This is a genomic window from Gluconobacter sphaericus NBRC 12467, assembly GCF_006539125.1.
GTDB classification, from domain to species: Bacteria; Pseudomonadota; Alphaproteobacteria; order Acetobacterales; family Acetobacteraceae; genus Gluconobacter; species Gluconobacter sphaericus.
In genome coordinates this window covers 1-20,738 of record NZ_BJMK01000031.1, presented here as the reverse complement: position 1 = coordinate 20,738, position 20,738 = coordinate 1, and the positions used below count along the sequence as shown (strand labels likewise).

At 60.1% G+C, this 20,738-nt stretch carries 21 protein-coding genes, 1 tRNA gene and 1 other RNA gene; 5 read left to right on the top strand and 18 right to left on the bottom strand.

Features of this window, described 5'->3' with window-relative positions:
- The 12 genes from GSP01_RS12340 to rnpB form a co-directional block, all read right to left on the bottom strand.
- A partial coding sequence (locus tag GSP01_RS12340; RefSeq protein ID WP_255320901.1) for a Mur ligase domain-containing protein occupies nucleotides 1–297 on the bottom strand: 297 nt, incomplete at its 3' end.
- Between the two features lie 37 nt (nucleotides 298–334).
- Nucleotides 335–1,432 carry an undecaprenyldiphospho-muramoylpentapeptide beta-N-acetylglucosaminyltransferase gene (gene murG / locus GSP01_RS12335; protein ID WP_141353962.1) on the bottom strand — a complete coding sequence of 366 codons (1,098 nt, stop codon included), beginning with the start codon at nucleotides 1,430–1,432 and terminating at the stop codon, nucleotides 335–337.
- The gene (locus tag GSP01_RS12330) at nucleotides 1,429–2,622 is read right to left on the bottom strand and encodes an FtsW/RodA/SpoVE family cell cycle protein (RefSeq protein WP_141353960.1); all 1,194 of its coding nucleotides are present in this window, start codon (nucleotides 2,620–2,622) and stop codon (nucleotides 1,429–1,431) included. Before GSP01_RS12330 ends, murG begins: the two co-directional genes overlap by 4 nt.
- 4 nt (nucleotides 2,623–2,626) lie before the next feature.
- Entirely contained in the window at nucleotides 2,627–3,973 is a 1,347-nt protein-coding gene (murD, locus tag GSP01_RS12325; RefSeq protein WP_141353958.1) for a UDP-N-acetylmuramoyl-L-alanine--D-glutamate ligase, read from the bottom strand.
- Nucleotides 3,970–5,061, bottom strand: coding sequence for a phospho-N-acetylmuramoyl-pentapeptide-transferase (gene mraY, locus GSP01_RS12320; RefSeq protein WP_141353956.1), 1,092 nt, complete (start codon nucleotides 5,059–5,061; stop codon nucleotides 3,970–3,972). The genes murD and mraY overlap by 4 nt, the downstream gene beginning before the upstream one ends.
- A complete protein-coding gene (locus GSP01_RS12315; protein WP_141353954.1) occupies nucleotides 5,061–6,434 on the bottom strand; it encodes a UDP-N-acetylmuramoyl-tripeptide--D-alanyl-D-alanine ligase in 1,374 nt (457 codons plus the stop codon). The genes mraY and GSP01_RS12315 overlap by 1 nt, the downstream gene beginning before the upstream one ends.
- On the bottom strand, nucleotides 6,431–7,891 hold the full coding sequence (locus GSP01_RS12310) for a UDP-N-acetylmuramoyl-L-alanyl-D-glutamate--2,6-diaminopimelate ligase (protein WP_141353952.1): 1,461 nt from the start codon (nucleotides 7,889–7,891) through the stop codon (nucleotides 6,431–6,433). The genes GSP01_RS12315 and GSP01_RS12310 overlap by 4 nt, the downstream gene beginning before the upstream one ends.
- Nucleotides 7,892–7,899: 8 nt before the next feature.
- Nucleotides 7,900–9,885, bottom strand: coding sequence for a peptidoglycan D,D-transpeptidase FtsI family protein (locus GSP01_RS12305; protein ID WP_141353950.1), 1,986 nt, complete (start codon nucleotides 9,883–9,885; stop codon nucleotides 7,900–7,902).
- A gap of 81 nt (nucleotides 9,886–9,966) precedes the next feature.
- The gene (gene ftsL / locus GSP01_RS12300; protein ID WP_141353948.1) at nucleotides 9,967–10,752 is read right to left on the bottom strand and encodes a cell division protein FtsL; all 786 of its coding nucleotides are present in this window, start codon (nucleotides 10,750–10,752) and stop codon (nucleotides 9,967–9,969) included.
- Entirely contained in the window at nucleotides 10,749–11,720 is a 972-nt protein-coding gene (rsmH, locus tag GSP01_RS12295; RefSeq protein ID WP_141353946.1) for a 16S rRNA (cytosine(1402)-N(4))-methyltransferase RsmH, read from the bottom strand. Before rsmH ends, ftsL begins: the two co-directional genes overlap by 4 nt.
- A complete protein-coding gene (gene mraZ, locus GSP01_RS12290) occupies nucleotides 11,717–12,211 on the bottom strand; it encodes a division/cell wall cluster transcriptional repressor MraZ (RefSeq protein WP_141353944.1) in 495 nt (164 codons plus the stop codon). The genes rsmH and mraZ overlap by 4 nt, the downstream gene beginning before the upstream one ends.
- A gap of 291 nt (nucleotides 12,212–12,502) precedes the next feature.
- Nucleotides 12,503–12,921: RNase P RNA component class A (gene rnpB / locus GSP01_RS12285), an RNA gene on the bottom strand.
- 75 nt (nucleotides 12,922–12,996) lie between these two features.
- On the opposite strand from rnpB, the gene GSP01_RS12280 reads away from it, so the two are divergent.
- Entirely contained in the window at nucleotides 12,997–13,992 is a 996-nt protein-coding gene (locus GSP01_RS12280; RefSeq protein WP_141353942.1) for an alpha/beta hydrolase, read from the top strand.
- A 24-nt stretch (nucleotides 13,993–14,016) separates the two neighbouring features.
- On the opposite strand, the gene GSP01_RS12275 is transcribed toward GSP01_RS12280, so the two are convergent.
- Together GSP01_RS12275 and zwf are read right to left on the bottom strand one after the other, a co-directional pair.
- On the bottom strand, nucleotides 14,017–14,487 hold the full coding sequence (locus GSP01_RS12275) for a hypothetical protein (protein WP_174787599.1): 471 nt from the start codon (nucleotides 14,485–14,487) through the stop codon (nucleotides 14,017–14,019).
- Nucleotides 14,488–14,493: 6 nt separating this feature from the next.
- Nucleotides 14,494–15,963 carry a glucose-6-phosphate dehydrogenase gene (zwf, locus tag GSP01_RS12270; RefSeq protein ID WP_141353940.1) on the bottom strand — a complete coding sequence of 490 codons (1,470 nt, stop codon included), beginning with the start codon at nucleotides 15,961–15,963 and terminating at the stop codon, nucleotides 14,494–14,496.
- 282 nt (nucleotides 15,964–16,245) lie between these two features.
- On the opposite strand from zwf, the gene GSP01_RS12265 reads away from it, so the two are divergent.
- The gene (locus GSP01_RS12265) at nucleotides 16,246–16,512 is read left to right on the top strand and encodes a DUF2312 domain-containing protein (protein ID WP_011251740.1); all 267 of its coding nucleotides are present in this window, start codon (nucleotides 16,246–16,248) and stop codon (nucleotides 16,510–16,512) included.
- Nucleotides 16,513–16,566: 54 nt separating this feature from the next.
- The gene (locus GSP01_RS12260; protein WP_141353939.1) at nucleotides 16,567–17,163 is read left to right on the top strand and encodes a hypothetical protein; all 597 of its coding nucleotides are present in this window, start codon (nucleotides 16,567–16,569) and stop codon (nucleotides 17,161–17,163) included.
- Nucleotides 17,164–17,185: 22 nt separating this feature from the next.
- Here GSP01_RS12260 and proB read toward each other — a convergent pair whose 3' ends face one another.
- The 4 genes from proB to rplU form a co-directional block, all read right to left on the bottom strand.
- The gene (gene proB, locus GSP01_RS12255; protein WP_141353938.1) at nucleotides 17,186–18,322 is read right to left on the bottom strand and encodes a glutamate 5-kinase; all 1,137 of its coding nucleotides are present in this window, start codon (nucleotides 18,320–18,322) and stop codon (nucleotides 17,186–17,188) included.
- Complete coding sequence (obgE, locus tag GSP01_RS12250; protein WP_141353936.1) at nucleotides 18,319–19,329, bottom strand: GTPase ObgE; 1,011 nt, start codon at nucleotides 19,327–19,329, stop codon at nucleotides 18,319–18,321. Before obgE ends, proB begins: the two co-directional genes overlap by 4 nt.
- 100 nt (nucleotides 19,330–19,429) lie before the next feature.
- The gene (rpmA, locus tag GSP01_RS12245; RefSeq protein ID WP_008851550.1) at nucleotides 19,430–19,696 is read right to left on the bottom strand and encodes a 50S ribosomal protein L27; all 267 of its coding nucleotides are present in this window, start codon (nucleotides 19,694–19,696) and stop codon (nucleotides 19,430–19,432) included.
- A gap of 33 nt (nucleotides 19,697–19,729) precedes the next feature.
- Complete coding sequence (gene rplU, locus GSP01_RS12240) at nucleotides 19,730–20,044, bottom strand: 50S ribosomal protein L21 (RefSeq protein ID WP_062494728.1); 315 nt, start codon at nucleotides 20,042–20,044, stop codon at nucleotides 19,730–19,732.
- A 289-nt stretch (nucleotides 20,045–20,333) separates the two neighbouring features.
- On the opposite strand from rplU, the gene GSP01_RS12235 reads away from it, so the two are divergent.
- Nucleotides 20,334–20,423, top strand: a tRNA-Ser gene (locus GSP01_RS12235).
- Nucleotides 20,424–20,559: 136 nt separating this feature from the next.
- Nucleotides 20,560–20,738: Arm DNA-binding domain-containing protein (locus tag GSP01_RS12230; protein WP_141353934.1), on the top strand; the 179-nt coding region annotated here is incomplete at its 3' end.

The window sequence follows — 20,738 nt, the reverse complement described above, 5'->3', positions numbered from 1 at the left end:
CCCCCCCCGCCGTACGACCGGGATGAGCTTGGCGCGGGCGGCCACGACTTCCGGGTTGTCTTTTTTTACGGCCGTGGAGGTCACGACAACCTGTGCATCGCCCAAATTGGCGGCGTCGTGGCCGATATGAACGATAATGCCGGACTGGCGTAGGCGCTGCACATTGGCACCTTCAGCGATATCCGAACCCTGCACCTTGTAGCCAAGCATGTGCAGGACTTCGGCGATGCCAGACATGCCGATGCCGCCGATACCGACGAAGTGAATGGTTCCGATGTTCAGGGGCAAGGCGCGCATGGGGTAGGTACTCTTGGGCAGGAACAAAAAACAGGAATCAGGACCGCAGGGCGGATTCAATCAGATCAGCGACTTTTGCGGCAGCATGAGGGCGCGCGCACAGATGAGCGGCTTTTGCTGCATTTTCGAGCTTTTCAGGACGGGAAAACAGGTCTGTCAGCAGAGCCGTCAGGGCTGCGGGCCTGAAATCGGGCTGTCGGATCATCCAGGCCGCACCGGCATCGACGAGTGCCTGACCATTCGCGCCCTGTTCATCGGAGGCTGCAATGGGCAACGGCACCAGAATTGATGGCAGACTGGCCATGGCCAGTTCCGCAACCGAAGAGCCTCCTGCGCGACCGATCACGAGATGGGCGTTTTTCAGGCAGGCCGGAACATCCGTGAAGAAGGGGGCTGCTTCAACCTCGATCCCCGCATTTTCGTAGATAGCGCGGACAGGCTCCAGATCATCGGCTTTGATCTGCTGTGTGACTTTCAGGCGTTTGCGGAATTCTTCGGGAAGGGCGGCCAGCGCCTGTGGCACGATATCAGAGAACACGCGTGCGCCCAGAGAGCCACCCCAGACCAGAAGGTTAATCCTGTCTTCGGGCTGAGCATAGACATGACCGAAAAGCGCCTCGATGCCTTCACGGACGGGCATGCCGGTCAGGGTTGTCCGGGCATTTTCAGGAAGACCGGCGACTTTCACGTAGGATGTAGCGATCAGGGGAGAAAAGCGAGACAGGAAGGCGTTAGCCTGCCCGAGCACGGCGTTGCCTTCATGGATGACCATCTGCGGGCGCTTTGCGGAAGACAGAAGGCGTGATGCAGTCAGAGGCGGGATGGACGGATAGCCGCCGAAACCAACAACCGCCGCGGCATCAAGCGAAGCGAGGATACGGCGGGCTTCTATCATGCCGCGCAGTAGGGCCAATACGCCACGGAGTTTCCCACCGAGCCCCTTGCCAGCAACACCCGCGCCGTCCAGCACATATTGCGGACGGTCTTTGAACAGGCCAGTCTCGCGGCGTCCATGCCGGGCATCCGTCATTAGGACAAGGTCGTGACCCCGTTCCGCAAGTACGGTTGCAACGGCTTCGGCCGGGAAGAAATGTCCGCCCGTGCCACCGGCGGCGATAACGATGGGGCGGCTCACGGCGTATTCCTCTCAAACAGTGGTCCCTGGCCATAGGGCGTAGAGGTTCTCTGACCAATCCGGCTCTGACCGACATGATGACGTGTTAGGGCCAGAACCATACCCATGGTCAGGGCCACCGACATTGCCGAACTGCCGCCATAGGAAATGAAGGGCAGGGTCATGCCCTTTGTCGGGATCAGATGCAATGTTGAACCCATGTTGACGAAGGCCTGAAGTCCAAATCCCGTCACCAGTCCGGCGGCGGATACGATGACGAACGGATCATCCTCATGCATCAGCTTGAGCAGTGTGCGCAGAACGATAATTCCGAACAGCAGGATGATGCCGATGCACAGGATCAGGCCGTATTCCTCTCCAGCGACCGCAAAGACGAAATCGGCATGGGCATCGGGCAGCAGATCCTTCACGCGGCCTTCGCCGGGTCCGCGACCCAGCAGGCCACCATTTCCGAACGCCCGCAGCGCGGTATCGATTTGGTAGTGGTCACCGACATCAGGATGCAGGAAGCGCTGCACTCGGGACTGCACGTGTGGAAAAACGATATAGGCGACTGCAAAGGCTCCCGCCATACCGGCGACGCAGAGGCCGACCCAGTAGAGCTTGAGACCATCCACGAAAAGTTGGGTCATGAAGACCATCGTGATGACGGACAGCATTCCGATGTCGGGCTGGGATTTTAGCAGGAGCAGAATAATCCCGAAGCACAGGAAGGCAATTAGCATGCCAGGGAAGGCGATATTACCCCACATCACGACGGAACGGCGCGCCGAGAGTAGCCAACCGGTCACGACCGCAAAACAGGGCTTGAGGAATTCCGAGGGCTGGACCGACATCATTGGCAGCGCAATCCAGCGGCGCGCGCCCTTGATTTCCATGCCGTGCACCAGCGTCATGGCCGTGGCGCCGAGCGCTATGATACCGCCGATAATCGCGAGTTTCTTGATGGTTTGTCGGGACAGGTAGGACGTTCCAAGCACGATCGCTCCAGCGAGCGCCAAAAAGATCACCTGCTTGAGAATGAACATGTTGCGCGAGGCGCCGATACGTGAGGCCACCGCAGGACTGGCTGCCAGCATCAGCACATAGCCCAGGCCGATCAGCAGGCCGACACAGGCCAGAGTCACACGGTCCAGGTTACGCCACCAGCGGGCAACTGCAGAAGTATCGACACGGGACAGTCCCGACATGGCGTCAATCCTCCTGTTTCTGCGTGGGGTTGGTGCCCGAATGACCTGATTTCACAATATTATCGCAAATTTTAAGGAAGTGTGAACCTCGATCCTCGAAACTGCGAAATTGATCAAAACTTGCACAGGCGGGTGACAGCAGGACGACGGGAATATCTGCGTCAAGAGCGGCTTGGAAGGCGGCTGAAACAGCCTTTTCCAGTGTTCCGCACTGCTGGAAGGGCATGCCATGCCTTTTCAGCGTGGTGCCGAGAACATCCGCGTCCTGTCCAATCAGAAAGGCCTGTGCGATGTGATCGAAAAAGGGCGCGAGACTTTCAATACCACCGGCTTTTGCTACGCCGCCTGCAATCCACATGACTTTATCATAGGCGGCGAGAGCCTTGGATACGGCCTCGGCATTCGTGGCCTTGCTATCATTGATGAAAGAGACGCCGTCGCATTCCGCGACTTTCTGTAGGCGATGCTCCAGGCCAGGGAAGGATTTTAGACCCTTCTGGATTGTCGTATCATCGAGGCCGAGATGGTGTGCAATGGCTAGGGCCGCGCCGACATTTTGGGCATTGTGCCGTCCAAGAAGGGCAGGTCCGTCGTAAGAAGGAAGGGCATCTGCGTCCAGTTCAATGACCTGTACGCCGCGCGATGCGACTTGTGAGGCAATAACGCGACACCACTCATCATCTATGCCGATCACGGCCAGATCGTCCGTGCTCATATTGTCGAAGATATGGGCCTTGGCAGCGGCATAGCCTGCCATGTCGCCGTGACGGTCCAGATGGTCGGGGGTCAGGTTCAGCAGACAGGCAGCGTTTGCGTGGAAGTGATCCAGCCGTTCGAGCATGTAGGAAGACATTTCGATGACGTAGACGCCATTATCGGGCAGAAGCGGCAATGCCAGTGATGCCGTGCCGAGGTTACCACCTGCCGCACAGGGGCGTCCGGCCGTTGTGAAAAGATGGGCGATTAGAGCCGTCGTCGTCGATTTTCCGTTTGTTCCCGTGACGGCGACAAACGCGGCTTGCGAGCCGGATTTGCGAGCGGCGCGATACAGGATCTCGGCATCGGAAAAAATCTGAACCCCTTGTTCCCGGGCAAGGTCTGCGACGGGATGGGCTTTGGGCAGCAGATGGGGAATGCCTGGGGACAGGATGAGGGCCGTCATGCCGGACAGATCGGTCAGGGGGGCGACTGTCAGGTTCGGCTGCGCGGGAAGATCGGCATTGTGATCATCCCAGGCCTGTACCTGTGCGCCCATCCCGAGTAGCGCCTGCACAACGGCTGCGCCATTGCGACCCAGGCCGCAGACTGCATAGCGCTCGCCTGCGAGGAGGTTGGACGGAAAGCCGCTCATCGCAGTTTCAGCGTCGCCAGACCGCACAGGCCCAGCACGATGGAGACGATCCAGAACCGGATCACGATTTTTGGTTCCTGCCAGCCTTTTTTCTCGAAGTGGTGGTGCAACGGCGCCATCAGGAACACGCGCCGTCCGGTCCGTTTGAACCAGAAAATCTGAATAACAACCGATAGGGTTTCAGCTACGAAAACACCCCCCACGATGCACAGTACGAGTTCATGTTTAGTGGCGACCGCCACGGCTCCGAGAGCGCCGCCGAGCGAGAGGGAGCCAGTATCGCCCATGAAGACGGCGGCCGGTGGGGCGTTGAACCACAGGAATCCGAGGCCTGCGCCGATCAATGCTGCGCAGAAGACTGCGAGTTCACCCGTACCTGGAACCGGATGGAGCTGTAGGTAGTCAGCGAAGACGTGGTTGCCGACCAGATAGGAAATCAAAGCGAAGACCAGTGCTGCGATTACGACCGGGACGATGGCCAGACCGTCAAGACCATCCGTGAAGTTCACAGCGTTACCGAAGCCTGTGATGGTGATCATCGCAAAGATCGGAAAAGCGTAACCTAGCGGAAGAAGCACATCCTTGATGAACGGAAAGGCCACCATGTTGCGCAGTTCTGGCGGTGTCAGGGACTGGAGCCAGATGCCGGCGATCAGCGATGCCAGGAACTCGCAGCCGAGCCGGGTGCGCTTGGAGACGCCGGTCGTGTTGCGTTTGGAGAGCTTCAGGTAGTCATCGGCAAAGCCGACCGCCCCGAAGGCGGCCGTCGTCAGCATGACTGCCCATACGAAGCCATTTGTCAGATCGGCCCAGAGCAGTGTGGCGGAGAACAGCGCGATCAGGATCAGCATGCCGCCCATCGTGGGCGTGCCAGCCTTTTCCAGAATATGCCGCTCGGGGCCGACAGTGCGAATTGGCTGGCCTTCGCGCTGGATGCGCTTGAGCTGAGCGATGAACGGATTGCCCAGTGCCAACGAGATGACCAGCGCTGTCAGGCAGGCGCAGCCCGAACGGAACGTCAGGTAATGGAACAGGTTGAAGAACCCGCCATGGGACGTGTCATGGGCGGCGATGAGATTGAAAAGCATCAGACAGAAACCGGGCTGGAAGCGTTGTCGAGGGCTGAGATCACGTCACGCATCCGGCTGCCGAAGCTACCTTTCACGAGTAGGAGATCACCAGGGTGAAGGGCTTTGAGCAGGAGAGGTGCCAAAGAGGCGGCATCGGCGGCGTATCCTCCCTGAAGCTCGGACGGAAGCGCGTTATAAAGCGCGCGCATATGGGGGCCGCAGCAGAAGGTTATGGCTTTGGCGGCCTGAACAGCGTCTGCCAGAGAGCGGTGTTCGGCATCGGCGAAGGTGCCGAGTTCGCGGATGTCTCCGAGGGCCGCAATGTGTCGCTGGGCCGGGAGTAGCGCGAGGGTCGCCAGAGCAGCGCGGACGCTAGGCGTAGAGGCGTTATAGCTTTCGTCCAGAAGGCGCACGTCGTTCAGGATCGTGCGTATCTGTCCGCGTCCGGCCCCTGGCACGAAGTTCTGCAGCGAGCTGGCCGCAACGGCGATGTCTTCACCCAGAGCTACAACCGCGCCGAGGGCTAGGGCCGCATTGCGGGCGAGATGCTCTCCCGGTGCCGTCAGCGTCACGCTCTGGATTCCAGATGGCAGATGCAGCACAAAATGGCTGCCTTCTGCCGAGCAGTGCAGATTTTTAATTCGAAGTTCTGCCGTCTCGGAGCCGCCCGAACGCCACAGGGTACATCCTTCAGGAAGTGTTGCCTGGAAGTGCTTCTGACCGGCTGCGTCGTCAGGGACAATAGCGATCCCCTTGTCCGTAAGTGCGCCGAACAGGTCGGATTTTTCCCGGGCAATTGCCTCGATGCTGCCCATATGGCCGAGATGTGCCGTGCCGATCGTGGTGATGATCGCAACATTGGGTCGGACCTGAGTGGCGAGGGGGGCAATTTCTCCGACGTGGTTCATGCCGATTTCGCTGATGCAGAACCGGGCGTCCTGCGGCAGTCGGGCCAGTGTTAGAGGCACGCCCCAGTGATTGTTGTAGGAGGCGACGGCGGCGTGCGTCGGGCCGATGGCGGCCAGCGCGACTTTCAACATGTCCTTGGTCGTCGTCTTGCCGACACTTCCGGTGATGGCAACGACTTTCCCGTGAAAACGCGCGCGCGCATAACGGCCCAGATCCACCAGGGCAGTCATGGTGTCAGGAACGATCAGAAGGCGCGGATCGTACAGACCCGCCGTGTCGTGCACGAGCGCGCAGGCCGCACCCTTGTCCAAAGCCTGCCGCACATGGGTATGGCCGTCGCTCGTCTCGCCACGCAGGGCGATGAACAGGTCCCCCGGGGCTAGTGTTCGGGTGTCGATCGAGATGCCGGTGACCTGAACATCGGCATTCAGTGTTCCGCCTGTCGCGGCCTGAAGGTCCGCACTGTTCCACAGAACGCTCATGCTGCACCTACCAGTTCACGAATAACGAGACGGTCATCGAAGGGCAGGATTTCTGTACCGACGATCTGACCCTGCTCATGTCCCTTGCCGGCCACGACAAGAATATCGCCGGGCATCAGAGCCTCTAAACCTGCTGCGATGGCGCTGCGGCGATCCGCAATTTCAAGCGCATCCGGGCAGGCCGTGAGGATTTCGGAGCGGATGGAGGCGGACTCTTCCGTGCGGGGATTATCGTCCGTCACAATCGCCAGATCTGCCATCCGCGCGGCAACTGCCCCCATGAGCGGGCGTTTGCCGCGGTCACGGTCGCCGCCCGCACCGAAGACCACGACCAGACGTCCTGCCGTATGCGGACGTAGGCTGGACAAAACGCATTCGAGGGCATCGGGGGTGTGAGCATAATCCACATAGGCGGCAGCCCCATTGGGCAATGCAGCAGCCCGCTCACACCGTCCGTGAACGCCTGTCAGGCGAGGCAAAAGGGCCACAACCTGCCGAGCGTCGGTTTCATCTTCCCAGCACATGGCAGCCGCCAGCATCACGTTGTCGGCTTGAAAGCGGCCTGGTAGAGAAAGGGGAATTTCCGGCAGTTCCTCGCCGTATAGGGCGAGACGCAAAATCTGACCTGCCGGCGTGGGACGGGCTTCGATCAGCCGTAGTGCAGTGCCATTACGCCCGACTCTGCGGAGTTTCAGGTTTCGGTGGGCTGTAATGTTCTGAAGAGCCGCAAACGTCTCGCCGTCCATGTCTGCATTGACTGCCGCGATACCCTCCTGGGGCAGCACTTCGTCAAATAGGCGCAATTTTGCCGCGCGATAGGCTTCCAGCGTCAGATGATAATCGAGATGGTCGCGCGTCAGATTGGAGAAGCCAGCTGCTGTCAACGCTACACCATCCAGTCGGTGCTGTTCCAGTCCATGCGAGGAAGCCTCGAGGGCGACATGCTCTACGCCGTTGCGGGCCAGCGCGGCCAGGGTCTGAGACAGAGATACGGGGTCCGGCGTCGTCAGGCTGGGGGGAGCAGAGACATCCGTATCGGAAATGAGACCCAGAGTCCCAAGGCTTGCCGCTCGATTGCCCTGAAGTATCCAGAGCTGGCGAAGGAAATCGGCCGTGCTACTTTTACCGTTCGTACCCGTGATCGCCGCGATACAGGAGGGGGGCGGACCGGCAAGCGCGGACGCCATGCAGGCGAGTAGATGCTTGGCATCGGGCCGTACGATCACAGGAACTGCGCTATTCGGGGGCGTGGTTTCCTGATCCACGATTACTGCTGCGACCCCCTTCGAGACGGCCTGCGGGATGAAGGCGCTTCCGTCCTGTTTTGCGCCGCGTAGGGCAAAGAAGAGCGTCTCCGGCCCGGCCCGGCGGCTGTCGGCGGTCACGGTCAGAATTTCAGGGTCGTCTGCCAGGGATTGCGACGTGTTACAAAGGGCGAGGAGCTGGGAGAGGCGCATCAAACGGTTCAGTGCTGTATTCTGGAGGGCAAGAGCTTGGAGGTGCGAGCCTGATTGCGCGGATCGCCCGGATCGTTGCCGGGGCCAAGGGCGCGGTATCCGGGGGGAACGGGTGGGTTCATCGGAATGGCCAGAGACGCGTCGATCGCATCCTTGTTCGCCAGATCTGGGAACTGGTTCAGGATCGGGCCGACACGCGAGATGATTTTCTTGACGGTCGGTGCGGCGTTCCAGGCAGCCGTTGTCCAGCCATGCGTCGCGGCCGTGCCCTGCGGACTGTCGAGCATCACATAGACGGCGTAATGCGGGTTGTTCATCGGGAACACGCTGGTGAAGGCTGAGACGTTCACGTGTTTCAGATAGCCGCCATGCGCGCCGATTTTTTCTGCCGTGCCGGTTTTGCCGCCGACATAATAGCCCGGCACTTCGGCGGACTTGCCGCTGCCCATCGTAACGTCGAGGCGCAGCAGTTTACGTAGGAGCACTGAGGTCTGCTCGGACAGGACACGTGTACCCACAGGCGTTTCGGCACCGATCTCGTCGCTATCCGCACCCGGCCGATACGCTACGGGCCGGACTTGGGCCGCATCGGCGTCCGGTGCTGGCTTACTGTCGTCCTCGGTATCGCGTGCCACGAGAGTTGGCTTGAGCAGGATACCGCCGTTTACGGTTGCCGCCGTGCCGCGCACGATGGCCAACGGCGGTTCGGCAACACCGTGACCAAACCCGACCGTCATGACCGTGGAAATGCCCCAGTTGCGTGATGCAGGAACGAGCGGGCGACCAGCTTCGGGCAGTTCGACCGGAACACGATTGAAAAAGCCCATGTTCCGTAGCCAGTCCTGCTGACGTGTTGCGCCGACATCAAGCGCTATATGCGCTGCTGCCGGATTGGACGAGAACGCCAGAACACCGGGTAGGGAGAGCCATGGGGCGAAATGGTCGGTTTTCATGTCGCGGATGGTGAAGCGACCGACCTTGATGGGTATGGTCGAGAAGCGGTCCCACAGATGGATGATTCCGAGTTGCAGGCCCATCGCTGCCGTTTGAAGTTTGAACGTCGAGCCGGGTTCATACATGCCGGTGACGGCGCGGTTGAAGCGGGCATCATTAGGGGCGTGACCGAAATCATTGGCGTCGTAATCGGGCAGGCTAACCATGGCCAGGATTTCGCCCGTGCGGACGTCCATGACGATGGCGCTTGCGCCAATAGCCGAGAACTCGTCCTTTGCGGCCTGAAGTTCGTCATGCGCCACAGTCTGCACGCGCACGTCCAGCGACAGGCGCAAAGGTGTGCGGTCAGAGTTCAGGCGCTTGTCAAAATACCGTTCCACGCCTGCAATACCGTGATCGTCGATATCGACGCTGCCCATGATCTGCGCGGCCGTGCGGCCTAGCGGATAATGGCGGCGTTCGCCTGCTTCGAAATAAATGCCCGGAATACCCAGATTATTGATGGCAATTTCCTGAACGGGCGAAATGTCTCGCGCCAGATAGACGAACTGCTTTTTCAGCGACAGGCGGCGGATCGTTTCGTCCCGGTTGAGCTGCGGCAGGATCTTGCGGAGCTTGTCGGCGGCATCAGCCGGATCAATCAGCTCCATCGGATTGGCATAGACCTGTGCGACAGGCAACGAGAGCGCCAAAGCCTGACCCGTTCGGTCGGTAATGGTCGCGCGCTTGACGGTGGGCAGGACGAAATCCCCCGACATTTCCCCGCGCGGATCACTCTTGGGGATTTCCGGAACCTGAGGTGCGATCTGACGCTTTTCCGGCTCCATCGGCATCAGGACGGTGGCAACGGTTGCCTTGAGCGCCACGGCGCCATAAATCGCGAGAAACCCCATCCCGACGCCGAGCAGACGTCCGTGCATTTGGTCAAGATTCAGCCTGCGGAACCCCCGCGGCGTGCGATCCTGCCGGAAACGCCCTGACGGCACATCCGGACGGTCGGGGCGCTGTGAACCGGAAGAAGGTGGCACGTCCTGGGGCATCGTGCGGGGGTGCGTCCTGTTGAAGGGCTCGCCCTAAGCTATCCGAAAATACTGAACGAGCGGTTAACGATGAGAAGGCTTTCAGTTAGCCAACGGCACCGGCGCGGGCAATGCGTCATTCGCATTACCCAGAGCGGAAAGTTGTGTGTGACGCATGCGGGGGCGTTCTTCGGCCAGACGGGTCGAGGTTGCGTTGTGGCTGACATGCACGGTCTGGGGGTGCCATGCTGCAACCATGAGCGGAGCAGGATGGCTTTCACGATAGTTGACCAGCCGGACGCTGGGTGCGCTGTCGGCATGAGCGTGTAGCGGCGCCGAAACCGTGTGCTGCGTAGCAGACGCTATCTGCATATCCGCGCTTCGAGCATGGGAGATATGCACAGGGACGGCGGCCAGCTTCGGTGTCGCGGCGGGATGTGACGCCATGGCTATAGCCACCGGACGCGGAGTCGGCGTGGGGGCAGGAGCATGCACGACAACAGCCTGCGGAATGGGCAGGGGCAGGTGAGCGGCTTCGGCAGCGCGGTTCACGACCTCATGCAGTTCCTCTCGCGGATCGACCGGTTGCGCCTTCGAGCCCGGAGCAGGAAGGCGTTCTTCGAGCGAGGTCATACGGATGAACTGGTCCGGCTCCATTGGATGCAGGGCGGGAACAAAGCGGGCCGCTAGGGTTTTTAGGCGGTCAGGCTGATTCAGCAGGGCCCATTCCGTGCGTAGCATGGCGGTCTGGCCGCGCACGCGTTGTGTTTCCTGCACGATCTTGGTGATTTTCTGGTCCAGAACCGTGGTCTCATGCTTCTTGGTATAGAGAAACAGACCAGATCCTGCAGCGAGGACAGCGCAGGCGACGGTGAAGGGCCGGATCATGATGGCATTCCTGAGACGGGCATCGTGGGGGCGGGGTTGCGAACCAATGCGCGCAGGCGGGCACTGCGGGCGCGGGGGTTTTCCCGGGATTCCTCATCCGTGGCGGAGAGGGGACGGGAATAAAGAAGGGAAAAGGCTGGTGCTTCCTGGCGGAGTGGCGCCGGTTCGTAACGGGAAGGATTTCCCGTACGGCCTGCAAGAACGGCCATGGCACGTTTCGCCAGGCGATCTTCCAAAGAATGGAATGTTACGACCACGAAAATTCCGCCGGGAGCCAGAAGACGCGGCGCGGCTTCCAGAGCCCGCTCCAGTTCGCCAAGCTCGTCGTTGACGGCAATCCGTAACCCCTGAAAGCTGCGGGTGGCCGGATCGATATTGGCGCGATCGCGGGGAACACAGCAGCGGATGATGTGCGCGAGTTGGCCGGTTGTCGTGATCGGGGCCTCGGTGCGGGCGGCCACGATGGCGCGTGCAATGCGGCGGGAAAGTTTTTCCTCGCCGTAGCGGTAAAGGATGTCCGCGAGCTCGGCTTCCTTGTACGTATTGACCAGATCCGCCGCCGAGGGGCCATCCGAGCCCATCCGCATGTCCAGCGGGCCGTCATTGCGGAACGAGAAACCGCGCTCGGCCTGATCGATCTGGAAGGATGAGACGCCCAGATCCAGCACGATGCCGTCGAACGGACCTTCTGCCCTAACCAGGGTTTCCATCTCGCCGAACGTACCCTGATGCATTCGCAGTCGCCCGTTGGCCTGAATGGCCATAGCGTTTCCGCGCTCAATGGCGGCCGGGTCGCGGTCGATGGCATCGAGCGTGCAGTCGGCTGCATTCAGGATGGCGCGGGCATAGCCGCCACCACCGAACGTGCCGTCCAGATAGCGTCCGCCAGCGCGCGGGGAGAGCGCTTCGAGAACCTCGTGCAGCATGACCGGAACGTGACCGGAATGGACCAGGGTGATCGCGTTCATTCCGTTGCTCCCGCTGTGTTGCCGGTGACAGGTGCGCCGGCGGAGCGGCGGCTGGTTGCGAGGGTTCGGGCGCGGCTGCGGGCAGCTTGACGCCGCTCTGCTGCGGCTTCGGGGTTCCAGATCTGGAATGTGCGACCAAGTCCCATGAAAGAGACTTCGTCGATCAGGGCTGCGTGGGTGCGCAGGTTTTCGGGAAGAATGATGCGGCCTTCCCTGTCGCTGTCCAGCGGATAGGCGTCCGCATAGAGGCTGGCGGCCAGATCTTCATGATCTTCCGAAAAGGGGTCGTACTCGTCGAGCGGTGTCGCAAGGGATGCGAAAGCGCCGACCGTCCAGCCTTCGACGCAGGGATGGAGATGAGACGGCCGAAGGATGACCAGTGGATCTCCCGGCTGTGCCTGTGATTTCAGGGCGGCGCGGAAAGATGCGGGAATGGAAACACGACCTTTGGCATCGAAACGGTTCTGATGCGTGCCGAGGAACATGCTCATAAATGATGTGCCTCCTTCCTGCGTCAGAACCGGTCATGCGGTTTCTGGTTATTTGGCTTGGTCTTTACTGGGATATCATGGGATTTCATGGGACGTCAAACAGATATCGTCTGAAAACCGCAGAAAACTGCGACATTTTCAAAATCTAAAATGTGACGAAATTTTTTGCTTTTTATTAGGAATTATCAGGGATAATCGCGCAGGCGGATCTATACCTGCCGTTATTTGTTCCTGTTTTGTTCTTCTTGGGAGATAGGAACAATTACTAGAGAGAACGGATTTTTTCCAAAGGGTGCCAGACGGCCTGTAAGCCGGGTTCTGTCCGCCCTAAGGCGGGACGATCATTCCTCTGGGACCTGCATTGCTACAGGCCTCACGCAACCAACCCGAACGACGGGGCGAGAAACCCCCGGTCTCCTTGCGGAAACCTGCCGTTCCTATTCGGTCTTGCTCCCGGTAGGGTTTACCATGACCATCGCCGTTGCCGGAGATGCGGTGCGCTCTTGCCGCACCGTTTCGCCCTTACCCGCAACATGTTCCCATGCGAATGAACGCTTGGGGTACAGTCCGGCGGGCGGTCTGTTTTCTGTGGCACTGTCCCTGGGGTCGCCCCCGCCGGCAATTAACCGGTACCGTCTTCCCATGGAGCCCGGACTTTCCTCCCTGTATGCGATCCTCATCGCATACACAGCGATCGTCCAGCCGTCTGGCGGCGCAGACACTGCTCCGGGATGCCTGCGGGGTCAAGGGCAGACTTTTGGGTATGATCCCGGCATAATGGTTAAATGCGCCCAACCCTGACATTACGGATCTTCTTGTCCTGGCTGGCCTGGCAGAGTCGCAGACGTGGTGTTACGCCGCGTATGATCGCTCTGGACGAGATCCCGCCCATTCCCGCCGCGCCACCAGCCGCGCCAATCCTGAAGCAGATCCGGCGTGTCACAGGGCGGCCGAGTTTTCCTGTGGCTTTATCTTCCCTGCGGATTCGTCGATGGCGTGAAATCCGTGTCCCTGGAGCCGATGGCTTCCGCACTGCTCGCCTTTACCGACCGCGTGGAAAGGTCCGGGGTATTGTTCTCTTTCTGCATGGTGGCGGATTCGTTCATTGCGACCTGGTGTCCCATCATGGGATCTGCTGCCGTCTTGCGGCCGCGTCCGGCGCGATGGTGGTTTCGCTGGATTACCGCCTTGCTCCCGAGCACCGCTTTCCGGCAGGACTGGAGGACGCCAAAGCCGTGCTCGCCTGGATTTATCGGACCGTTGGACAGGATGTGCCGGTTGCGGTTGCGGGAGATAGTGCAGGGGGGAATATATCTGCGGCGCTCACGCAATGGGTGCGGGAGGAGGGATTGCGTCCGCTCAGCGCGCAACTTCTTTATTACCCGGCCCTGAGCGGGCCGTTCGTTCCGCCTTCACGGCAGGTCTATGCCGAGGGTTACATGTTGAGTGTGGAACTTCTGTACTGGTATTGCGGCCAGACGTTGCGCAGCCCCGAACAGCTTTTCGATCCGGCATTTTCGCCACTCCTGACGGATAATTTCCAGAGCCTTCCGCCGGCCATGATCGTGACCGCGGGTTTTGATCCGCTCAGGGGAGAGGGAGAACTCTATGCGCGGTGTCTCGATGAGGCAGGTGTGTCAGTTCGGCTGAAGAATTTTCCGCGCATGATTCATGGTTTCCTGAACGGTTACGTGCTGTTCAGAGATGGTCGTCAGGCATTGCGGGAAGGGGGAATGTTCCTGCGGGCGGTTTTCGCGCAGAAAAAAGGCGGAGCCTGTTAACAGGCTCCGCCTTTTTGAAGTGTCTTAAAGAGGCAGGTCGTGGAATGAGCCGGGCGTTCCCGCATCTGTCTGCACGGTTCGCTCGGAGCGGTCGATCTTCAGGCTAAACAGCTTGTCGGCCGAAGGTTTCGTTCCGGGGCAGCCGTTGCCGTGCCTTCCCAGGACATCCATCGTCGGCGTATTGTCTGCCGCGTTGCCGTTGACTACGAAAACGAGGCAGTTGCGCGGTAGGTCCGTCAGGTTGTCTCTCACGACTGCCAGGCGCAGATGCTCCACCAGAGCCGTGTTATCGAACCAACTCAGTTTGCTGAACGTGATCTTGTCATAGGACATGTCCAGCAGGCCGCTCCGGACTGCGATGAACATCAGCAGAAAGGCTGGGATGACGACCAGTAGCCGCCGCAAAAGGAGCTGTTTGAAGCTGCGGGGCTGTCGGCGTGCGCCCCGGCCTGGAGTGCGGCCCAGGCGGGGCGTTGCGCTTTTATCGTCACTCAAATGTGGTTACTCCGACGCTTCATGCCAGGTGTCGCCATGACTGGCGAGCAGTTGTGTCGCCTGTTCTGGCCCATAGGAACCCGCACTGTAGGTCTGCATGGGCGTCTTGTCATGCTTCCAGGCCTCAAGGATGGGTTCCGCCCAGTGCCATGCGGCCTCGACTTCGTCGCGGCGGATGAACAGAACCGGGTCGCCTCGCACGGCATCGAGAAGAAGCCGTTCATAGGAATCCGGGAAGGGCAGGCCGCCTTCCATGCGGATGGAAGTATCAAGATTCGCCGGCTGCAGGTTGAAGACATCCAGTGCAGGGTTCTTGACGTTCAGGCGCAGGTCCAAGCCTTCGTTGGGCTGGATGCGCAGCACCAACCTGTTTCTGGCCGGGGTGGTGCCGAACATGGTGGTCGCCGACGGGCGGAACGTCACGACGATCTCGCTGACCTTCTTGCCGGAACGCTTGGCCGTACGGATGTAGAAGGGCACCTTCTTCCAGCGCGGCGTGTCCACCCAGGCGCGGATGGCGGCATAGGTTTCCGTCGCGCTGGGCTTGCCGAGTTCTTCAAGATAACCCGGAACATTCTTGCCATCGACCATGCCTGCCGTGTACTGCGCACGCACCGTCTCGGTGGCGGCTGTGGCATCCGTGATGGGGCGCAGGGCCTTCAGGACGGCCAGCTTGGCGTTGCGGACGGCATCGGCCTCAAGGGAATCGGGGGCTTCCATCGCAACCAGACATAGCACCTGAAGCAGGTGGTTCTGGATCATGTCGCGAAGCGCACCGGAGGTATCGTAATAGGCTGCTCGATTTTCGACCCCCACGGTCTCGACCGCCGTGATCTGCACGCTCTCAATGTATTCGCCGGACCAGGCGGCGTTCATGAGCGGGTTTGCAAAACGCAGGGCGAGAACGTTCTGGACCGTCTCTTTCCCGAGATAATGATCGATCCGGTAGATCTGCTTTTCTGGGAAATACTGGCCCACACCGTCATTGATGGCGGTCGCGGTCGCCATATCCGTTCCGATAGGCTTTTCAAGCACTACCCGCGAATTGGCCGTGATCAGCCCATATCGGTGCAGGTTTTCGCAGATGCTGCCGTAAAGCTGCGGCGCGGTTGCGAAATAAAAGACCCGCACCCGGTCAGGCTGCGCCTTGGTGAAGAGGGAAGTCAGGCTATCCCACTGTTCACTCTGGCGGCTGCTGTCGAGGGGCACGTAATTGAGAAGGGCAAGGAAACGCTCGACCAGCTCAGGGCTTAGGATGTCTGAGGGAAGAAACCGCTTAAGGGCGTCTCGGGCCCGCGCGACATAGGCCTCCCGGTCCAGTTCGGTCCGGGAGGCTCCGATGATGCGCGCATCATCCGGAATCTGGCCCATCCGAAGACGGTTATAGAGCGCGGGCAGCAGCTTGCGCATCGTGAGATCGCCGGTGGCGCCGAAGATGACATAGTCGAAAGGCTCGACCTGCTGGAAATGTTCCATGGAAGACTCTCTGACCTCTCGAACCCGCAGACCGGGAAAAAAAGGGTTAGGGTTCAGGCCTTTTCAGGCACCGTCTAGTTCCCTGTCAGGGCCCTTCCTGTCAAGGGACGGAGCCTGCACGTCCTCGGGAGGAAAGCGTCGTCATCTTCACGCGTTCATGAAATGTGCACATAATTCCGTTGACCGTCCGGCCCTCATCACGATAAGCCGCGCGGCGGATGCTGTTTTCGTACAGCGTCGGAAAATACAGCCAAGACTTACGCCTCAGGAAGGAAACCGGATATGGATGCAGAAAGCAAAAGCGAAGGCGCTGCCACGGGCGGGATCGCTGCGGACCGTCTGCGCTCCATCATCGAGCGCGTCGAGCGTCTGGAAGAGGAGCGCAAGGCTCTGGCTGGGGACATCAAGGATATTTTTTCCGAAGCCAAGTCTGCCGGATTTGACGTAAAAGTCATCAAGCAGATCATCCGTCTGCGCAAGCAGGAGCCGGCCGAGATCGAGGAGCAGGAAACCCTGCTCGATATCTATCGCCGTGCCCTTGGTATGTAATTCCGGTCTCCGGATACCCGAACGCGCCACCTTCAGACTGGACCAGGCCTCCTTATGATGTCTGATTTTTCATGGTTGCCGGGCTGGGCCTTCGGGTGCCTGGTCGTAGTGTCCGCCCTGTTTGTGCTGGCGCTGCTCTGCATGCCCTTCGCCGTCTTCGGCACTAAGCCGCGATTGCAGGAGTTGGAGTTTCAGATCGCGGAGCTGCGGGTAGAACTGCGGGCGCTCAATATGCGGCTGGCTGTTTCGACACGGCCTGACAGCTTATCTGCCGGATCCGACAGACAGGACCTTGCGGCTGTTGAATCCCGTGCGGTTTATTCAGCTCCAACTCTGCCGGATGAGGATTATTTCATGCCGGCGCATGGCCTACGTTCCGATCTGCCGTCCTATGAGGACAGTCCGGAAGTAGGGGGGGATGAAGCCCTGCCGCGTCGCGGGCCGTTCTCGCAATCCGCTTTGCGGGAAGGGATTTCCGACGTCTCCGAACGCGCTTGGGCTCGGGCTCCATGGGAAAAGGGTGCCTCGACGACGGGGCGCCAACCTCTTGGCCGCAGTATGGACAGGATGCTGGGCAACAAACCGGTCGTCGAGGAAGATGCCTACCGGCCCCGCTCGGAGCCCAAGCTCCGTTGGCCGCCCAGAGACTAACTAACGGCGCGCAGAGCCCCCCTCAGGGAAGATCGAGCGCCAGATCATCCCGATGGATCAGGGCATCACGCCCGCGATATCCCAGAAGCTGCTCCATCTCGCCGGACCGGTGGCCGATCAGCTTCTGGCTCTCTTCGGAATCATAAGCGATCAGGCCGTGCCCGATAATGCTTTCGTCAGCATCACGGATGAGCACGAGATCACCGCGCACAAAGCTGCCCTCAAGACCGGTCACGCCCGCTGGCAGGAGAGATGCGCCCTCCTCAAGGGCACGGCGGGCGCCGGCATCGATCGTGAGTATACCTTTGGGCTGAAGGCTTCCTCTGATCCAGCGTTTGCGGGCTGACCCGGCATCGGTCTGCGCAATGAACCATGTGCATAGGCCGCTATTTTGCAGTCTGTGAAGTGGGTGGTGCTCCTGTCCGGCCGCGATCACCATGTTCGCACCCGCGCGCGTCGCAATCCGGGCCGCAAGGAGTTTCGTGCGCATTCCGCCAGAGGAATAACCCGGCGGCGGTTCGCCGCCCATAGCCATGATTTCGTCCGTCATCTGTTCGACAATGGGAATATGCCGCGCGGATGGATCCTGTCGTGGGTCCGCCGTATAGAGACCGTCGATGTCGGACAGTAGGACCAGGCAATCGGCTCCGGTCATTTGGGCCACGCGGGCCCCCAGCCGATCATTGTCGCCGAAGCGGATTTCGCCGGTCGCGATGGCGTCGTTTTCATTGATGACGGGAACGCAGCCCAGATCGAGCAGGGTCTGGAGCGTGGCGCGCGCGTTGAGGTGACGCTCGCGGCTTTCTGTATCGTCCGGGGTCAGTAGAAGCTGGGCCGCGACTAGATCGTGGGCGGCGAGGGCAGCGCTCCAGCCTTGTGCCAGCCCGATTTGGCCGACACTGGCCATGGCCTGCTTTTCGTCCAGCCGCAGACGACGGGATGTCAGGCCGAGGCGGTGTCGTGCCAGGGAAATAGCGCCCGAGGACACGACGATGACTTCCGCGCCCCGGGCACGTAGGTCGGCGATATCTGCACAGACGCTCTGCAGCCATTCAAGACGGAGGCTTGCATTCGCGGAATCGACCAGAAGCGCACTCCCGATCTTGATGACGATCCGGCGGGCCTGCGCCAGATGAGGAGCAGAAGCCGGAGCGGTCATCCCTGACTGTTCCTTTTTGCAGCGGTCACGCGATCCTGCAGCAGCCGGAGTAGTTCGGGCAGGCCTTCCTGCGTCGCGCCAGAAAGCATCATCACTTCCGCGCCAGAAGCCTTTGCCAGAGCTCGCTTCTTGGCGGAACGCTGGGTTGGGGTGAGGGAATCGCATTTGTTAAGCACAATGATTTCCGGCTTGGCGGCAAGCTCGGGATCATAGGCCTCAAGTTCCTTGCGGATCAGGCGCCAGTGCTTGACGACCTGGCTTTCCGTACCGTCGATCAGGTGCAGCAGTGTCGCACAGCGCTCTACATGGCCAAGGAACCGGTCCCCGAGGCCTGCGCCTTCGCTGGCGCCTTCTATCAGGCCGGGGATGTCGGCGATCACAAATTCTTCGGTATTGTTTAAGCGCACCACGCCAAGCTGCGGGTGCAAGGTCGTGAACGGATAATCTGCAATTTTCGGTCGCGCACGGGATGCGACGGAAAGAAGCGTGGATTTGCCCGCGTTTGGAAGGCCTACAAGACCTATATCGGCAATCAGCTTGAGGCGCAGCCACACCCAGCGCTCTTCGCCCGGCCAGCCTTTGTCGGCCCGACGTGGCGCACGGTTGGTGCTGCTCTTGAAGTGGGTATTGCCAAGACCCCCATCACCGCCGCGGCACAGAAGGACTTCCTTGCCTTCGGCATCCAGATCGGCCAACAGGGTCTCGCGGTCCTCATCGAAGATCTGCGTTCCGACGGGGACATTAATGGTGACATTTGTAGCAGCAGCACCGGTTCGGTTGGAACCTGCGCCATTGCCGCCCTTACGGGCCTTGAAATGCTGCGTGTAGCGGAAGTCGATCAGGGTATTTAGACCGGGAACCGCGCGGAAAAGAATATCGCCACCACGACCGCCATCACCACCATCTGGACCACCGTATTCGATGTATTTCTCGCGCCGAAATGCGATCACGCCGTCGCCACCGTCACCGGAACGCACATAGATCTTGGCCTGGTCGAGAAACTTCATTGTATTGTCCGCAAGAAAAGGTGAGGGGCGCTTTATACGCAAAAAGGCCGGTCCCGAACAGGACCGGCCCCTTTCGCTCGCGCTGGAAAACGCGGGCTGCTTATTCAGCAGCTTCCGGCAATGCCACGGAAACGTGGACGCGGCCTTCTGCGCGGCGCTGGAACTTCACATGACCGTCCACGAGAGCGAATAGCGTGTGGTCGCGGCCGATACCGACATTGGCGCCAGCCTTCATCTTCGTGCCGCGCTGACGGACGATGATGTTGCCTGCGATGACGCTTTCGCCACCGAACTTCTTCACGCCCAGACGGCGACCTGCGCTGTCGCGTCCGTTACGGCTCGAACCGCCTGCCTTTTTTTGTGCCATGGCTGTTTATCCTTACCTAAAGTGTCTGGCCAATCAGGCCGCGTTGATCGCGTTGATGCGCAGGACGGTCACCGGCTGGCGGTGGCCGTTCTTGCGGCGGCTGTTCTGACGGCGACGCTTCTTGAAGATGATCACCTTCGGCAGACGATCCTGTGCGACGACGGTTGCCGTCACGGTTGCGCCAGCAACCAGCGGTGCGCCAACGGTCACGGTGCCTTCGCCGCCAACCATCAGGACGTCGGTGAAGGTGATGGTGCTGCCGGCTTCGGCTTCGAGCTTCTCAACCTTGAGGATACTCTCGGGAGCAACGCGATACTGCTTGCCGCCGGTGCGGATGACTGCGTACATTCTGGAAACTCTCTCTGTTCCGATCTCGTGGTCGCTGCTGTCGGGTTGACCCGGTCTGGCGCGACCCAGTCGCTTTTTGTCGTTGGCTCCATGCTGCCCAATAAAAATTGGAACACGGAACAGCCGCGGTCGATACAGATACGAAGGCTTCCAGTCAATCAGAAACGGCGAAAAAACCCTCTTCGGAGTATCTTTCTCCAGGAACATCCTCGGGCCCTCTTGCAATGTCCGAAAAACCCCGTCATAAGCCCCTCCGTCGATCAGGTTCAGCGCAAAAGCGGGGCCGTACGGAGAGGTGCCAGAGTGGTCGATTGGGGCGGTCTCGAAAACCGTTGTGCCTTCGCGGGTACCGTGGGTTCGAATCCCACCCTCTCCGCCAATCACCCTTACAATACAGTTTTAATTAATATCACAAATGGCGGATTTCTGCGGATATCCTCTCATTTCGTGTTGCATCCCGACTCATCAAATTGCACTGTATCCCACTGCTCGCGTGGTATGGAGTGTGGGAATAGATGGGCCGGTTATCAGCGACCTCTGTAAAAGCCACCAAAGAGTCTGGACGCTACGGAGATGGCGATGGGCTCTATCTCGTTGTGACCCCATCGGGGAGCAAATCTTGGGTTTGCAGGGTTCAGAAGAACGGCAAGCGACGAGATATCGCCCTAGGATCAGGCCCCATTGATTTGATTGT

What these genes read in the sequence shown, in the direction of transcription:
- GSP01_RS12330 (WP_141353960.1), bottom strand. Translation starts at nt 2,622, where the DNA reads ATGTCGGGACTGTCCCGTGTCGATACTTCTGCAGTTGCCCGCTGGTGG.
- murD (WP_141353958.1), bottom strand. Translation starts at nt 3,973, where the DNA reads ATGAGCGGCTTTCCGTCCAACCTCCTCGCAGGCGAGCGCTATGCAGTC.
- mraY (WP_141353956.1), bottom strand. Translation starts at nt 5,061, where the DNA reads ATGCTTTTCAATCTCATCGCCGCCCATGACACGTCCCATGGCGGGTTC.
- GSP01_RS12315 (WP_141353954.1), bottom strand. Translation starts at nt 6,434, where the DNA reads ATGAGCGTTCTGTGGAACAGTGCGGACCTTCAGGCCGCGACAGGCGGA.
- GSP01_RS12310 (WP_141353952.1), bottom strand. Translation starts at nt 7,891, where the DNA reads ATGCGCCTCTCCCAGCTCCTCGCCCTTTGTAACACGTCGCAATCCCTG.
- GSP01_RS12305 (WP_141353950.1), bottom strand. Translation starts at nt 9,885, where the DNA reads ATGCCCCAGGACGTGCCACCTTCTTCCGGTTCACAGCGCCCCGACCGT.
- ftsL (WP_141353948.1), bottom strand. Translation starts at nt 10,752, where the DNA reads ATGATCCGGCCCTTCACCGTCGCCTGCGCTGTCCTCGCTGCAGGATCT.
- rsmH (WP_141353946.1), bottom strand. Translation starts at nt 11,720, where the DNA reads ATGAACGCGATCACCCTGGTCCATTCCGGTCACGTTCCGGTCATGCTG.
- mraZ (WP_141353944.1), bottom strand. Translation starts at nt 12,211, where the DNA reads ATGAGCATGTTCCTCGGCACGCATCAGAACCGTTTCGATGCCAAAGGT.
- GSP01_RS12280 (WP_141353942.1), top strand. Translation starts at nt 12,997, where the DNA reads ATGCGCCCAACCCTGACATTACGGATCTTCTTGTCCTGGCTGGCCTGG.
- zwf (WP_141353940.1), bottom strand. Translation starts at nt 15,963, where the DNA reads ATGGAACATTTCCAGCAGGTCGAGCCTTTCGACTATGTCATCTTCGGC.
- GSP01_RS12265 (WP_011251740.1), top strand. Translation starts at nt 16,246, where the DNA reads ATGGATGCAGAAAGCAAAAGCGAAGGCGCTGCCACGGGCGGGATCGCT.
- GSP01_RS12260 (WP_141353939.1), top strand. Translation starts at nt 16,567, where the DNA reads ATGATGTCTGATTTTTCATGGTTGCCGGGCTGGGCCTTCGGGTGCCTG.
- proB (WP_141353938.1), bottom strand. Translation starts at nt 18,322, where the DNA reads ATGACCGCTCCGGCTTCTGCTCCTCATCTGGCGCAGGCCCGCCGGATC.
- obgE (WP_141353936.1), bottom strand. Translation starts at nt 19,329, where the DNA reads ATGAAGTTTCTCGACCAGGCCAAGATCTATGTGCGTTCCGGTGACGGT.
- rpmA (WP_008851550.1), bottom strand. Translation starts at nt 19,696, where the DNA reads ATGGCACAAAAAAAGGCAGGCGGTTCGAGCCGTAACGGACGCGACAGC.
- rplU (WP_062494728.1), bottom strand. Translation starts at nt 20,044, where the DNA reads ATGTACGCAGTCATCCGCACCGGCGGCAAGCAGTATCGCGTTGCTCCC.